Consider the following 14,769-nt stretch of genomic DNA (forward strand, 5'->3'; position numbering starts at 1 on the left):
AGCAAGGAAACTGCCGTGTCCGATTCAACGTCCGACAAGCCCGCATCCCCCGCCCATTACCTGCAGACCGTCGCGGTCCAGCCCGAGCTGGACATCGCCCCCGGCTTTGCCTCGTTTTCCCCGGCCACGCACCGCGGCTCGACCGTGGTGTTCCGCAACCTCGCCGAACTGCGCGCGCATGGCGACGGCGCCACCACCTACTGGCGCTACGGCCTGCATGCCACCCCGACCAGCGAGGCGCTGTGCCAGCACCTGTCGCTGCTCGAGGGCGCGCGCCACACGCTGCTGCAGCCGTCGGGCCTGGCGGCGATCTCGCTGGTGTATTTCGCGCTGCTCAAGAGCGGCGACGACGTGCTGGTGCCGCATAACGTCTACGGCCCCAACCGCGACCACGGCGAGTGGCTGGCGCGCGACTTCGGCGTGACCGTGCGCTACTACGACCCCATGGACGCGGCCGCGTTGCCCGCGCTGATCCAGCCCAACACGCGGCTGATCTGGATGGAGGCGCCCGGCTCGGTGACGATGGAGGTGCCCGACTGCGGCGCCATCGTCGCCGCGGCGCGCGCGCGCGGCGTGCTGACCGCGATCGACAATACCTGGTCGGCCGGCGTCTACTTGCGCCCGTTCGAGCTGGGCATCGACATCTCGGTGCAGGCGCTGACCAAGTACCAGTCCGGCGGCAGCGACGTGCTGATGGGCGCGGTACTGACCTGCGACGACGCCCTGCACGGCCGGCTCAAGCGCGCCCGCATGCTGATGGGCTGGGGCGTGTCCGCCGACGACTGCCACCTGGTGCTGCGCGCGCTGCCGAGCCTGCCGGTGCGGCTGGCCGCCCATGACCGCGCCGCGCGCGAGGTGGCCGAATGGCTGCGCCAGCGGCCGGAGGTGGCGCGCGTGCTGCATCCCGCGCTGCCGGATTGTCCCGGCCACGCCAACTGGCGGCGCGAATTCACCGGCGCCAGCGGGCTGTTCGCCATCGTGCTGCGCGAGCGCTATACGCGCCAGCAGGTCGATGCCTTCGTCGAGGCCCTGCAGCTGTTCGCCATCGGCTGGTCGTGGGGCGGCGCGCACAGCCTGGCGGTGCCGTACCACGTGCAGGGCATGCGCCCGGCGGGCACCTGGCCGCCGGCCGGCTGGCACGATACCGGCGAGCTGGTGCGGCTGTATATCGGCCTGGAAGACACGCGCGACCTGATCGCCGACTTGCGCCAGGCGATCGAGGCCACATTGGCCGCCTGATCGGCCAGCAAGCTCAGGCTGGCTGTCTCAGTGCCAGGTTGAGCTGGTCGACGACTTCGGCCCAGTCGGCGTCGTCGAGCAGCTCGTCGCGCAGCAGGGCGGCCTGGGCTGGGGTCCAGAACGGGGCTTCGGCCAGTTCGAGGGTATCGGGCAGCGGCGCGTGCTTGCCGATGAAGGCGCGGATGCTGGCTTCGTCGGACGCCAGGCCGAGCTGGTCGAACAATTCTGAAAACTGGTGGAAGGTCGGTTCCATGATGGTCGGGCTCCCGGTGGTTGGCCTCTGCTAGTGTAGGGCAGCCCAGACAACAAAAAACGGACGCCGCGGCGTCCGTTTTCTTATGGTGCCGGCGAGGCGCCTCAGCGCGTCTCGGTGCCGGACATCGCCTTGGCCGCGGCGGCAGCGCCGGCAGCGGGTTGCGCCAGCCCTGCGCGCGGCATGGCCCAGACCGATTCTGCCGGTCCGCTGCGGGCACGGCGCGCGGTGGCGCGGGCGAGCGCGACAAAGCCCGCGGCCAGCGCGATCGCGCCGAGGTCGAAACCGGCGATGATCCAGTGCCCGCTGGGGATGCTGTGCAGCAGGTGGTCGCCGGTCAGGACCGCGTTCGACAGCGGCACCGTCAGCGCGGCCAGCGCGGCGGCATAGAGTAGCTCCACCGCGGCGCGCACCGGCGGGCGCAGTAGCGCCCAGGCGCAGGCCAGGCCGAACACGGTGAAATAAGTCTGGCTGACGGCGCGCTCGGGCCACAGCAGCGCCGCCGGGAAGCACAGCGCCACGCCGATGCAGCAGCCGATGCACACGCCCACGGTGGCCTGCGCCAGCAGGCGATGCACGCGCGGCTGCTCGGCCTGGCGCAGTTTGCGCCGCGACTCGATCCACAGCAGGTTGCCCGAATAGAACAGGAAAGCCCCCGCCAGACCGGCCAGCAGGTAGACCAGCCGCACCGGCAGTTCGCCGAAGGTGCCGAAATGCAGCGCGTACAGCGCGCTGTAGAGCCCGTGGTTGCTGTCGCGCGCGCCGGCGGTCTGGTTGGCCGTCAGCTGGCCGGCATTGGGTTCGCCGCTGGCGGCGTGGATGCCGACCGAGCCCAGGTTGCCGAGCGCCCGCGTGCTGGTGCCACGCACTTCGACCACGGCGTTGGCGTCGCCGTAGCGCTGGAAGCGGAACGACTCCGGCGTAAAGCGCTCGCCGCCGTGTTCGCGCGCGATCTGCATCAGCGTCGCGGTGGGCAGCGTCGGCACCGCGCGCCCTGCAACGGCAACTTCCGGCACCGCGGTGGTGGCGGTCGGCACCGCCTCGAACAGGCGGCCGTTGAAGGTAAGCGTGTTGAACACCATCATCAGCACCAGCGACAGGCAGAACAGCGCGCCGGTGATGGCGAAGACCAGGTGGAAGGGCAGGCTGAACAGTCCCAGCACGTTGTGGGTGTCCATCCAGAAACGCTTGAGGTTGCGCCCGGGGCGCACCGCGAACAGGTCTTTCTTCAGCCGTGGCAGGTGCAGCAGCACGCCGGACACCAGCGCCAGCCCGTACAGCACCGAGATCGCGCCCATGAAATAGATGCCGCCGACCGGGATGCCGAGCGAATAGTGCAAACTGTTCAGGAACGCCGACAGCTCGCCCATGACGTGGTCGCGCGAGGTGTCGCGCTGCATCGCGGCATTGCCGGCCAGGCGCGCGTCGGTGGTCATCTGCCACTCGCCGGCCTTGTCCTGCCAGTAGGCCGAGATATTCGGCTCGCCCTCCGAGGGCATGATCACGTAGGCACTGGCCGCGGCTTCGGGGTGGATCGCGACCAGCTTCTGCATGAAGCGGTCGACCGCGGCCGGGTCGGCCCTGGCCTCGACCGGCGCGCTGCCCTTGAGCCGCGCGGGCGACTGCCAGACATGCAGTTCGTGGTGGAAGACGGTGATGGCCCCGGCAAAGAAGGCGATAAACAGGGCCCAGCCGGCCATCAGGCCGACCCAGGTATGCAGCGTCTGGTACAGGCGCAGGGTTGCGGTTTTCATGATGGCAGTCTCAGGGAGTGGGCAGCGCGGCCAGTGCGGCCGGCGCCAGACCGGCCAGGCGCAACGCCCAGAGCGCGCCGAAGCCGAGCACGTTGGCGCCGCCCAGCCACAGCCACGCGCTGCGGCTGGAACGGAACAGCAGGCTGGCGCTGATGATCGCGACCCACACTGGCAGGCAGGCCGCCACCGCCGCGACGATGCCGGTTTGCCAGCCGCCCGGCAGGGCCAGGATTGCCAGCGTGCACAGCACCAGCGCCAGCGGCAGGCCGAGCAGTGCGCCGGCCAGCCACTTGGTGCCCATTCCGGATGCGTCCGCGCTCATGCCCGCTGCTCCCGTTCGCCGTGGCGCCTGCGCGCGGCATAGGTGCCGATGAACGGCCACACCGACAACGCGCACGGTACCGTGACCAGGCTGGCGGCAATCGCGACCGGCCAGCCGTCGGTCAGGCTCCACAGCCAGGTGCTGGCGCAGGTCAGCGCCAGCCCCAGCCAGCCGGCCAGCCGCGGCCGGGAGAGGGCGCCGGGCGGCAGCAACACCTGGTTGGGCGCGGCCAGGTACAGGCACGCGGCCGCAGCCAGGCCAAGAAGGACGGCCAGAACTTGCATGGGGCAATGTCAGATCAACGAAACATTAATAATAATGATTCGCATTTGTCCGCGCAAGCGCAGATGATGCGCGACCGGCGAGGACTTCACTGCACCTGGAAAGGCACGCGCGGCGACGGCGCGCGTGAAGCGTCCGCGCGCGGCGGACGCTTCAGAAGGCAAGGCGCCTGGCGGGAATCAGTGCGGGAACAGCGCCAGCAGGCCGTCGAGCCCGACGTGGTTGAATGCGACGCTGGCCTGCGCGCGTACCACCGGCTTGGCGCGGAACGCCACCGATAGTCCGGCCACGGCCATCATCTTCAGGTCGTTCGAGCCATCGCCCATGACGATGGCCTGGTCCGGCGTGGCGCCGATCTGCGCGCAGATTTCCTGCACGGTGCGGGCCTTGACGTCGGCGTTGACGATCTCGCCGACGACGTTGCCGGTCAGTTTGCCGTCGACGATCTCGAGCGTGTTGGCGCGAGTGAAATCGAGCTGCAGGCGCGGCTTGAGCTGGTCGGTAAAGTGCACGAAGCCCCCGGAAACCAGCAGCGTCTTCAGGCCCAGCGCGCGCACCGTCTCCAGCATGCGCTCGGCGCCCGGCGAAAGCCGCAGGCGCTCGGCATAGACGCGCTCCAGCACGGCGGCGTCCAGCCCCTTGAGCAGCGCCACGCGGCGGCGCAGGCTTTCGTTGAAATCGGCGATCTCGCCGCGCATGGCGGCTTCAGTGATGGCGGAGACCTCGGCCTTGAGGCCGCAGAAGTCGGCGATCTCGTCGATGCACTCGATCGTGATCAGGGTCGAGTCCATGTCCATCGCCACCAGGCGGAAGTCGGACAGTTTGCGCCCGGCCGGCACTACCGCCCAGTCGATCGCGCGCGGGCCGCAGAAGTCGTCGAGCGCGTCGCGCAGCGCCGGCGTCAGCGGCGCGCAGTCCTCGGCCACGGCCACGGTGTCGCTGCGCGGCACCAGCGCGGAGGCGCGGGCCAGGGTGCGGGCGGTGTCGAGGTCGGCGGGGACAAGCGGGGCGAGGCTCTGCAGGATCAGGGGCATGGCGGGCGAAAATCGGGCGCTTGCGCGGTCGTCGGCAAGGCGGGGGCTGCTACGCGGCAAAAGCGCTATTGTAGCCCCCCGCGGCGCCCCCGGGCGAATCAGCGCTGCGCCATCACCATGTAGTCGACGGTCAGGCTGGACAGCGCGCGCACGCCGTTGATCAGCGCCGGCTCATCCACATAGAACTCCGGCGAGTGATTCGATGGCGCCTTGGTCACGTCCTGCCCCCTGGGCGTCACGCCGAGATTGAAGAACAGGCCCGGCACCTTCTCCTGGTAGAACGAAAAATCCTCGGAGGCAGTGGCCTTGGGCGTGATCATCCAGTTGCCGTCGCCGGCCACGCGCTGCAGCGTGGGCGCCATCTTCTCGGTCAGCGCCGGCTGATTGATGGTGGCGTTGTACAGTTCGACCACGCGGAAATTCGCCTCGGCCCCGGCGCTGGACGCAATCGCCTCGGTGGTGCGTTTCATGCGGGCATGGATGTCCTTCTTCATGCCTTCGTCATAGGTGCGGATGGTGCCCATCATCTCGACCTTTTCCGGCACGATATTCATGCGGTTGCCGCCGTGGAAGGTGCCCACGGTGATCACCGACGGTTCCAGCATGGCGTTGACCTGGCGGCTCTGGATGGTCTGCAGGCCCATCACGATCTGAGACGCCACCACGATCGGGTCGATCCCGCCCCACGGCCGCGCGCCGTGCGTCTGGCGGCCCTTGACGTCGATCCAGAACTGGTCGGCCGCCGCCATCGAGGCGCCGCTGCGCCAGCCCAGCTTGCCCGATTCGATGCCGCTGGTCACATGCAGGCCGAAGATGGCATCGACCTTGGGATTGTCGAGCACGCCTTCCGCCACCATCTGCTTGGCGCCCCACATGTTCGAGCCGTTGGGCTCGAAGTCGGCCGGGCTTTCCTCGGCCGGCTGGAAGATGAACTTGACCGAGCCGGGCAGCTGGCCCTTCATGCCGGCCAGCACCTCGGCCGTGGCCATAAGAATCGCCACATGCGTGTCATGGCCGCAGGCGTGCATCACATCGACTTCCTTGCCAAGGTACTGGCCCTTGGCCTTCGACGCGAACGGCACGTCGACGCGCTCCTTCACCGGCAGCGCGTCCATGTCGGCGCGCAGCGCCACCACCGGGCCGGGCTTGCCGCCCTTGAGCACGCCGACCACGCCGGTCTTGGCTACGCCGGTCTTCACCTCCATGCCCAGCTTGCGCAGGTGCTCCGCCACCAGCTTGGCCGTGCGGGTCTCGTAGTTGCCCAGCTCCGGATGCTGGTGGATATCGCGGCGCCAGGCGATGAGTTGTTTCTCGACGGCCTTGGCGCGGGTTTCGATCTGGGCGTGCAGGGCTTCGGCGCCTTGCGTCTGGGCCTGCGCGGTGTTGCAGAGCAGGCCGGTGGCCAGCGCCAGGGTGGCGAGGGCAAAGCGGGTGGTGGAACGGGATGCGGTGCGACGTGCGGCCATGCAGGATCTCCTTCGTTGTTGTTGGTTTGGTGCTGGCGGTATGGTTGCCTGCTTGTGAGCGAGGCGCTTGCAGTGCTGCAGGCGCTGGCCCTCACCCCAGCCCTCTCCCGCTTGCGGGAGAGGGCTGGGGTGAGGGCGGGCGTTTCGACGAAGTGCAAGCGACAAAGCCGCGTCAGCTGCTCAGGCCGTCACGCGCAGGCTGTCCACCACCTTGTGCAGGAAGGCCTCGCACGCAGCCAGCTGCTCCAGCGCGACGAACTCATCCGGCTTGTGCGCCTGCTGGATGTCGCCAGGCCCGCATACCACCGCCGGAATGCCCGCGCGCTGGAACAGCCCGGCCTCGGTGCCGTAGGCCACCTTGCTGGTGTCGCGGTCCGCGGTCAGCGCGCGCACCAGCTGCGTGATGGCTTCCTGCTCGGCCACGTCGAGCGACGGCGCGGCGGCGATCTTGCTCAGCGTCAGGTCGGCATCGGCATGTTCGGCGCGCATCTTCGGCAGCAGCACGTCATTGGCATAGGCCTGGATGCGCGCGTAGATCGCTTCCGGATCGACGCCCGGCAGGTTGCGGAACTCGAACACGAACTCGCACAGCGCCGGGATCGTGTTGAGCGCAATGCCGCCCTGGATGGTGCCGGTCTGCGCGGTGGTGTAGGGCACGTCGAAGGCCTGGTCGTAGGGGCCGTTGGCCTTGAACTCGTCGGCGATGTCGCGGATGAAGCAGATCAGCCGCGCCGCGTATTCGATGGCATTGACGCCGCGCGGCGTCAGCGACGAATGCGCGGCCTGGCCGCGCACGCAGCAGCGGTAGGCGTTGATGCCCTTGTGCGCGACGATCACGCGCATGCTGGTGGGTTCGCCGACGATGCAGCCGCCGGGAGTCACGCCGCGCTCGCGCAATTCGGCCAGCAGGTAGGGCGCGCCCATGCAGCCGATCTCTTCGTCGAACGACAGCGCGTAGTGCACCGGCTCGCGCAGCCTGGCGTCGAGGATGGCCGGCAGCAGCGACAGGCTGGTGCCGATAAAGCCTTTCATGTCGCAGGTGCCGCGGCCGTACAGCTTGCCGTCGCGCACCACCGGCTTGAACGGGTCGGTGGTCCAGGCCTGGCCGTCCACCGGCACCACGTCGGTGTGGCCCGACAGCACGATGCCGCCATTGGTGGCGCCGTTGGCCGCGGGCACGGTGACGAACAGGTTGGCCTTGTCCCGTTGCGGGTTGTAGCTCAGATGCGGCTTCAACCCCTTGGCCAGGAAATGGTCGCGCACCGACTCGATCAGGCCCAGGTTGGAGTTGCGGCTGGTGGTGTCGTAGGCGACCAGCCGCTGGGTCCATTCCAGCGCGCTGCCGCGCGCGGCGGTTTCAGGGACGGGCTGGCGGGAGGATCCGGCTGGGGCGGCTTGGGTCGGCATGGGGCGATATCGCTAACTTGTTAAGGAATCGATGCTACACCCGGCCGCGCGCCGCGTCCATGCGGGATCGGCGCCGGCGCTACGCCAGTTGCCGCAGCGTATGCTTGATGGTCTGCGCGCGCACCGCCACGTCCGGCATCTTGGCCTCGATGCGCAGCTTGTCCTGACCCGCCAGCTTGATATGGCGGTTCTTCTGCACCAGGTCGATGATGCGCATCGCATCGATCGGCGGGTTGGGCACGAACTGCACGCTGATGGTGGCTTCGCCGGCGTCGATCTTGCGCACGCCCAGCGGCGCCGCGGCGATGCGCAGCCGGTGGGTTTCGACCAGCGCCTGCGCCTGCGCCGGCAGCCGGCCGAAGCGGTCGACCAGCTCTTCCTGGATGTCGTCGACGCGCTCCGGGGTCTCGCAGTTGGCCAGCCGCTTGTACAGCGACAGGCGCTCGTGCACGTCGGCGCAATAGTCGTTGGGCAGCAGCGCCGGCGTGCCCAGGTTGATCTCGGTGGTGGCGGCCAGCGGCGCCATCAGGTCGGGCTCCTTGCCGGCCTTCAGCGCCTTGACCGCGTGGTTGAGCATGTCGGTGTAGAGCTGGAAGCCGATCTCGTGGATCTCGCCCGACTGCTTGTCGCCCAGCACCTCGCCGGCGCCGCGGATTTCCAGGTCGTGCATGGCCAGGTAGAAGCCCGAGCCCAGTTCCTCCATCTGCTGGATCGCCTCGAGCCGGCGCTGCGCCTGCTTGGTCAGGCCGTCGACATCATGCACCAGCAGGTAGGCATAGGCCTGGTGGTGCGAACGCCCGACGCGGCCGCGCAGCTGGTGCAGCTGCGCCAGCCCGAACTTGTCGGCGCGGTGGATCAGGATGGTGTTGGCGGTCGGCACGTCGATGCCGGTCTCGATGATGGTGGTGCACAGCAGGATATTGTCGCGGCGCGAGACGAAGTCGCGCATCACGCGTTCCAGCTCGCGCTCGTGCATCTGGCCATGCGCGACCGCGATGCGTGCCTCGGGCACCAGCTCGGCAAGCCGGGCGCGCTTGTTCTCGATGGTCTCGACCTCGTTGTGCAGGAAGTAGACCTGGCCGCCGCGCTTGAGCTCGCGCAGGATGGCCTCGCGGATCACGCCGTCTTCCTCGCGCCGCACGAAGGTCTTGATCGCCAGCCGCTTCTGCGGCGCGGTGGCGATCACCGAGAAATCGCGCAGCCCTTCCAGCGCCATGCCCAGCGTGCGCGGAATCGGCGTGGCGGTCAGCGTGAGCACGTCGACCTCGGCGCGCAGCGACTTCAGCGCCTCCTTCTGGCGCACCCCGAAGCGGTGTTCCTCGTCGATGATGACCAGGCCCAGGCGCTGGAATTTCACCTGGTCGGACAGGATCTTGTGGGTGCCGATGACGATGTCGACGCTGCCCTCGTTGATCTGCCTGATGGCCGCGTCGATCTCCTTCTTGGTCTTGAAGCGCGACAGCTCGACGATGCGCACCGGCCATTCGGCGAAGCGGTCTGACAGCGTCTGGAAATGCTGCTCGGCCAGCAGCGTGGTCGGCGCCAGCATCGCCACCTGCTTGCCGCCAAGCACCGCGACAAAGGCCGCGCGCAGCGCCACTTCGGTCTTGCCGAAGCCGACGTCGCCGCACACCAGCCGGTCCATCGGCTTGCCCGAGGTCATGTCGGCGATCACCGCGGCGATCGCGGCGGCCTGGTCCGGGGTTTCCTCGAAGCCGAAGCTCTCGGCGAAGGTCTCGTAGTCCTTGGGCGAGAGCGGGAAGGCGAAGCCTTCGCGCGCGGCGCGGCGCGCGTACAGGTTGAGCAGCTCGGCGGCGGTGTCGCGGATCTGTTGCGCGGCCTTGCGCTTGGCCTTGTCCCACTGGCCGGAGCCCAGGTGGTGCAGCGGCGCGGTATCGGGATCGGCGCCGGAATAGCGCGAGATCACGTGCAACTGGTGCACAGGCACATAGAGCTTGCTGCCCTTGTCGTAGTCCAGGTGCAGGAATTCCTCGTCGCCCTGGCCCATGTCGAGCGTCACCAGGCCCTGGTAGCGGCCGATGCCGTGCTCGCTGTGCACCACCGGATCGCCGATCTTCAGCTCGGCCAAGTCGCGCACCATCGAGTCGACGGCCGAGGCCTGCTCCTGCTTGCGGCGGCCGGTGCGGCGCGCGGTGCCGGCGTACAGCTCGGCTTCGGTGACAAAGGCCAGGTGCGCCTGCGGCAGCGCGAAGCCGCTCTGCAGCGGCGCCACCGCGATCGAGAAATGCGCGTCGCCGGCGAGGAACGCGGCAAAGTCTTCGACCGGATGCGGGCGCAGGCCGCTTTCGGCAAAGAGCTGCAGCAGCGTCTCGCGCCGGCCGGCGGAGTCGGCGCACATCAGTACGCGGGTCTGCTTGTCGAGCAGCAGCGACTCCAGGTTGACCAGCGGGTCCTCGGCGCGGCGGTTGACCGCGACGTCGGGCAGGATCGCCGAGAACGCCGGCTGGTCCGCGCCGGCTTCAACCTGCAGCACCAGCCGCGCCATCGGCTTGGCCGCGACGAAGAACTGCTCCTCGGACAGGAACAGGTCCGCGGGCGGCAGCAGCGGACGTTCGCGGTCGTGGCGCATGAAGTTGTAGCGCTGCGTGGTGTCGGCCCAGAAGCGGCGGATGGCCTCGTCGATATTGCCTGCGAACACCAGCTGGGTGTCGGCGGGCAGGTAGTCGAACACGGTCGCGCTGTGCTCGAAGAACAGCGGCAGGTAATACTCGATGCCGGCCGACGGCACGCCGTTGCCGATGTCCTTGTAGATCGGCGACTTGGTCGGGTCGCCTTCGAACACCTCGCGCCAGCGGCCGCGGAAGGCGGTGCGCGCGGCTTCGTCGAGCGGGAACTCGCGCCCGGGCAGCAGCCGCACTTCCTTGACCGGATACAGGCTGCGCTGCGTGTCCGGATCGAAGGCGCGGATGGTCTCGATCTCGTCGCCGAACAGGTCGATCCGGTACGGCAGCGCCGAGCCCATCGGGTACAGGTCGATCAGCCCGCCGCGCACGCTGTATTCGCCCGGCCGCATCACCGCGCTGACATGCTCGTAGCCCGCCAGCGTGAACTGCGCCTTGAGCCCGGCCTCGTCGAGCCGCTCGCCCTGCTTGAAGAAGAAGGTGTAGGCGGCCAGGAAGGCCGGCGGAGCCAGCCGGTACAGCGCGGTGGTGGCGGGCACCAGCATCACGTCGCACTGGCCGCTCTGGATGTCGTGCAGCGTCGCCAGCCGTTCGGAGACCAGGTCCTGGTGCGGCGAGAAGCTGTCGTAGGGCAGGGTTTCCCAGTCGGGCAGCAGGCGCACGCGCAACTCCGGCGCAAACCACGGGATTTCCTCGGCCAGGCGCTGCGCGTCGACGGCATGCGAGCACACCACCGCCAGCATCGGCGCGCGCTCGCGGTGCTGGCGCGCGTACGCGGCCACCGCCAGCGCATCGGCCGAGCCGCGCAGGCCGGCCACGCTGTGGCGCAGCCCCGGCTTGACCAGCGGCAGGTTGACAAAGGGAAAGGCGGGCGTGGCGTCAGGCATGTCGGCAGGGGGCGTTCAAAACGACGACGCCCCGCCGGCATTGCGGGCGGGGGTCGGAACAGGGGACTTCAGGTGCCGGTGGCGCCAGCCGGATACGCAGACGCGGCATGGCGACGGGCAAGGGCCGTATTATAGAATGCGCACCGGTTGTCCCGCTGCCGCCCGCTTGCCAGAGCATTTGCTTCGCGATTGGCCGGCAGCCCGCGCTTCTTTCACTCCTCGCCGATCCTGTGTCCGCTCGCCGCTTTGCCCTGATTCCCTGTGCCGGTACCGGCAGCCGCGCCGGCGGCACCGTGCCCAAGCAATACCAGACCGTGGCCGGCCGGCCGATGATCTGGTACGCGCTGGCGGCGTTCTCGGCGTGCGACGCCATCAACGCCACCGCGCTGGTGCTGGCGCCCGACGACATGCCGCTGGAATCGCGCTTCGGCGCGGCCGCGTTTGCCGGGCTGCGCTTCGATACCGCTTTTGTCGGCGGCGACAGCCGCCATGCGTCGGTGCTGGCCGGCCTGCACCACCTGGCGCAGCTGGGCGCGACCGACGCCGACTGGGTGCTGGTGCACGATGCCGCGCGCCCGGGACTGACCCCGGCGATGATCCACGCGCTGGTGCGCGCGGTGGAAAGCGACGGCGACGACGACCCGGACGCCGCCATCGGCGGCATCCTCGCGGTGCCGGTGCCGGATACGCTGAAGCGGGCCCAGGACGATGCCCGCATCGGTGCCACGGTGCCGCGCGAAGGGCTGTGGCAGGCGCAGACGCCGCAGATGTTCCGCCTGGGCGTGCTGCGCCAGGCGCTGCAGGACGCCATGGCGGCCGGCGCGGTGGTGACCGACGAGGCCAGCGCGATCGAGCGCCTGGGCCTGCATCCGCGGCTGGTCAACGGCTCGCTGCGCAATTTCAAGGTGACTTACCCGGAGGACTTCGCGCTGGCCGAAGTGCTGCTGGGCAACCACGCCAAAGGAGCATGACCGCATGATGCCTTTCGATATCCGGGTGGGACAGGGCTATGACGTCCACGCGCTGGTGCCCGGCCGCAAGCTGATCCTGGGCGGGGTCGAGATCCCGCACGACCGTGGCCTGCTGGGCCATTCCGATGCCGATGCGCTGCTGCACGCGGTCACCGATGCGCTCTTCGGCGCGGCCGCGCTGGGCGATATCGGCCGCCATTTCCCCGACACCGACGCGCAGTTCGCCGGCGCCGACAGCCGCGCGCTGCTGCGCGAGGCGGCGCGCCGCGTGCGCGAGGCCGGCTATGAGATCGGCAACGTCGATGCCACGGTGATCGCGCAGGCGCCCAAGCTGGCGCCGCATATCGGCGCCATGGTGGCCAACCTGGCCGAAGACCTGGCGATTGCGCGCGGGCGCTGCAACGTCAAGGCCAAGACCAACGAAAAGCTGGGCTTCGAAGGGCGCCAGGAAGGAATCGTGGCGCAGGCCGCGGTGTTGCTCTGGCGTGCCTCGGTGGCGGACGCGCAGGACTGAACTCAGGGGCGCGGCGTGTCGGGCGCCGCGTCTTCGGGCGGGATGGCGTAGGTGTAGTCGATCAGTCGCGCCATCGCGCCGCTGCGCGCGCCGGCCTCGGTGCGCTTGGTGAATCCCATCTGCTGGCACAGCCGGTTGGCCGACGCCATTTCGGGCATGGTGCGCACCACCAGCGTCGATGCGCCGATGTCGCGCGCGCGCTGGATGCAGATCTGCATCAGCGTGCGCCCCAGCCCCAGGCCGCGCGCCTGCGGGCTGACCGACAGCAGCCGTGCTTCGGGCTGGGTCAGGGTGATGGTGCTGCCGTCCAGTGCCGGCAGTGTCGCGCCCGGGTGGCAGAACAGCACCGCGCCCATGATGCCGTGATCGGTCTCCGCCACCCACCATTCCATGTCCGGGTGGCTGGTTGCCAGCACGGCCTGCATGCCGCGCTGGAACGAGGCGCGGCAATCTTCCATGATGGCCAGCTCGTATTGCCCGTAGGCCTGTTGCGTGACGGCGGCGATATCGCCCCAGTCATGCACCGCCGCCAGGCGGTAATGGAAGCGGGGGGAAGTCGGCGAAGGCAGGGTCATGGCAGGCTGAAAGTGCGGTTCCTGCCTGGATTGTAGGCGGATCGCCGCGCCCGCGCAGGATGCGGCCATGACGGTTGCAGGATGGGAACAGCCGGCAAGTTCCGATGGGAAGCTGCCGGCTGTTGTGCTACGGCGCCCGTTGCCGGGCCGCCAGGGAGGGCGCGGGGGCGCGCAGATGCCTTACTGGGCCGCGATCACGTTGGCGGCGGCCACGATCACCGCGGCAATGCGGCCGACGTCGCGCAGCTGCTGCGCGGTCATGCCCTGTTCATTCTTCAGCAGCTGGTAGTGCGACTTCACGCAGAAGTGGCACTTGCCCACGATCGATGCGGCCAGCGCGTACATCTCGAAGCGGCGCTTGTCCACGCCGCCATGGGTAGCGTAGGCGTTCATGCGCAGCCCGGCCGGCTGGGTGGCCAGGTCCGGATCATCGGCCATCTCGACATACGGGTACCAGGTGTTGTTCATGCCCATCAGCGCGGCCGCGGTCAGCGCGCCGTTGGTTTCCTCGGGCGACAGCACGCCGGCATTGCGGATGGCGTCCACCAGCACCTTGCTCTGCGCCGCGAATGCGGCCGCCAGCGCCACGCCGACCGCATCGTTACCTTCCAGCGAGGAACGGGCGATGGTGCCGTCCACGTTCAGGCGGATGTCCTTGGCGTAGTCGGGGATGAGGTTCTTAATCGTGCTGAGGAATTCCATTTATTTCTCCTATCGATCGAGGCTCAAAAAACCCGCGCAAGCGGGTTTCGATGCGGAGGGCGGGGCCCTCCGCGGATCGCCACGGCGTCTGGCGACGGTCAGAAATTACAGCGTGGCGCCACCAACGGCACGGTTGCACGGGCACAGCTCGTCGGTCTGCAGGCCGTCCAGGATACGCAGGACTTCGTCCGGGTTGCGGCCGACGTTCAGGTTGTTCACCGAAACGTGCTGGATCGTGTTTTCCGGGTCGACGATAAAGGTCGCGCGCAGGGCAACGCCGGCGGCGTGGTCACGCACGCCCAGCTGGTCGATCAGCGAACCGGTCACGTCGGCGAATTGCCACTGGTTCAGCTTGTTCAGGTCCTTGTGTTCGCGGCGCCATGCCAGCTTGACGAACTCGTTGTCGGTCGAGCCGCCCAGCACGATCGCGTCGCGGTCGGCGAAGTCGCCGTTCAGCTTGGCGAAGGCCACGATTTCGGTCGGGCACACGAAGGTGAAGTCCTTCGGGTAGAAGTAGATGATCTTCCACTTGCCTTCGAACGACTTCTCAGTGATGTCTTCGAAAGCCGACTGGCCGTTCTCTTCGTGATTGTTGAACCCCGGCTTGACACCGACGACGTGGAACGCTTCGAGCTTGTCACCAACGGTCTTCATAGACTTCTCCTGATACGGTTGCAATGAGAGCGGCGCCGCTGCCGCGAGCCCCGGCGTGGGACCGGTG

General features: G+C 68.7%; 14 protein-coding genes. 3 read left to right on the top strand and 11 right to left on the bottom strand.

The genetic code is table 11. The features are described 5' to 3' along the window. Nucleotides 1-15 precede the first annotated feature (15 nt). Nucleotides 16-1,239: a cystathionine beta-lyase gene (locus GA0116996_RS25375; RefSeq protein WP_092317422.1), complete on the top strand. Its 1,224-nt coding sequence runs from the start codon at nucleotides 16-18 to the stop codon at nucleotides 1,237-1,239. Between the two features lie 13 nt (nucleotides 1,240-1,252). On the opposite strand, the gene GA0116996_RS25380 is transcribed toward GA0116996_RS25375, so the two are convergent. From GA0116996_RS25380 to mfd, 8 genes are all read right to left on the bottom strand, one after another. Then, nucleotides 1,253-1,492, bottom strand: coding sequence for a DUF2789 domain-containing protein (locus GA0116996_RS25380; protein WP_092317211.1), 240 nt, complete (start codon nucleotides 1,490-1,492; stop codon nucleotides 1,253-1,255). Between the two features lie 104 nt (nucleotides 1,493-1,596). After that, on the bottom strand, nucleotides 1,597-3,246 hold the full coding sequence (locus tag GA0116996_RS25385; RefSeq protein WP_092317214.1) for a PepSY-associated TM helix domain-containing protein: 1,650 nt from the start codon (nucleotides 3,244-3,246) through the stop codon (nucleotides 1,597-1,599). Between the two features lie 10 nt (nucleotides 3,247-3,256). Then, nucleotides 3,257-3,568, bottom strand: coding sequence for a hypothetical protein (locus tag GA0116996_RS25390; RefSeq protein WP_092317217.1), 312 nt, complete (start codon nucleotides 3,566-3,568; stop codon nucleotides 3,257-3,259). Continuing rightward, on the bottom strand, nucleotides 3,565-3,852 hold the full coding sequence (locus tag GA0116996_RS25395) for a hypothetical protein (RefSeq protein ID WP_092317220.1): 288 nt from the start codon (nucleotides 3,850-3,852) through the stop codon (nucleotides 3,565-3,567). The genes GA0116996_RS25390 and GA0116996_RS25395 overlap by 4 nt, the downstream gene beginning before the upstream one ends. A 177-nt stretch (nucleotides 3,853-4,029) precedes the next feature. After that, a complete protein-coding gene (serB, locus tag GA0116996_RS25400; RefSeq protein WP_092317223.1) occupies nucleotides 4,030-4,884 on the bottom strand; it encodes a phosphoserine phosphatase SerB in 855 nt (284 codons plus the stop codon). Nucleotides 4,885-4,982: 98 nt separating this feature from the next. Next, the gene (locus GA0116996_RS25405) at nucleotides 4,983-6,350 is read right to left on the bottom strand and encodes an amidohydrolase (protein ID WP_092317226.1); all 1,368 of its coding nucleotides are present in this window, start codon (nucleotides 6,348-6,350) and stop codon (nucleotides 4,983-4,985) included. Nucleotides 6,351-6,530: 180 nt separating this feature from the next. Continuing rightward, the gene (gene argE / locus GA0116996_RS25410) at nucleotides 6,531-7,757 is read right to left on the bottom strand and encodes an acetylornithine deacetylase (RefSeq protein ID WP_092317229.1); all 1,227 of its coding nucleotides are present in this window, start codon (nucleotides 7,755-7,757) and stop codon (nucleotides 6,531-6,533) included. A gap of 79 nt (nucleotides 7,758-7,836) precedes the next feature. Next, the gene (gene mfd, locus GA0116996_RS25415) at nucleotides 7,837-11,286 is read right to left on the bottom strand and encodes a transcription-repair coupling factor (RefSeq protein WP_092317232.1); all 3,450 of its coding nucleotides are present in this window, start codon (nucleotides 11,284-11,286) and stop codon (nucleotides 7,837-7,839) included. A gap of 230 nt (nucleotides 11,287-11,516) precedes the next feature. Here mfd and ispD point away from each other — a divergent pair, with 230 nt between their 5' ends. Both ispD and ispF read left to right on the top strand, forming a co-directional pair. Beyond that, the gene (ispD, locus tag GA0116996_RS25420; protein WP_183299438.1) at nucleotides 11,517-12,257 is read left to right on the top strand and encodes a 2-C-methyl-D-erythritol 4-phosphate cytidylyltransferase; all 741 of its coding nucleotides are present in this window, start codon (nucleotides 11,517-11,519) and stop codon (nucleotides 12,255-12,257) included. A gap of 4 nt (nucleotides 12,258-12,261) precedes the next feature. Next, nucleotides 12,262-12,771 (top strand): 2-C-methyl-D-erythritol 2,4-cyclodiphosphate synthase, encoded by a 510-nt coding sequence (gene ispF / locus GA0116996_RS25425; protein WP_012352652.1) that lies wholly within the window; start codon nucleotides 12,262-12,264, stop codon nucleotides 12,769-12,771. 2 nt (nucleotides 12,772-12,773) lie between these two features. Here ispF and GA0116996_RS25430 read toward each other — a convergent pair whose 3' ends face one another. The 3 genes from GA0116996_RS25430 to GA0116996_RS25440 form a co-directional block, all read right to left on the bottom strand. Then, entirely contained in the window at nucleotides 12,774-13,346 is a 573-nt protein-coding gene (locus tag GA0116996_RS25430) for a GNAT family N-acetyltransferase (protein ID WP_092317238.1), read from the bottom strand. Nucleotides 13,347-13,526: 180 nt separating this feature from the next. Further along, nucleotides 13,527-14,048, bottom strand: a complete 522-nt coding sequence (locus GA0116996_RS25435; RefSeq protein WP_018004462.1) for a carboxymuconolactone decarboxylase family protein — start codon at nucleotides 14,046-14,048, stop codon at nucleotides 13,527-13,529. 105 nt (nucleotides 14,049-14,153) lie between these two features. Further along, entirely contained in the window at nucleotides 14,154-14,702 is a 549-nt protein-coding gene (locus GA0116996_RS25440) for a peroxiredoxin (RefSeq protein ID WP_092317241.1), read from the bottom strand. Nucleotides 14,703-14,769: the final 67 nt, after the last annotated feature.

It is taken from the genome of Cupriavidus alkaliphilus, from assembly GCF_900094595.1.
GTDB classification, from domain to species: domain Bacteria; phylum Pseudomonadota; class Gammaproteobacteria; order Burkholderiales; family Burkholderiaceae; genus Cupriavidus; species Cupriavidus alkaliphilus.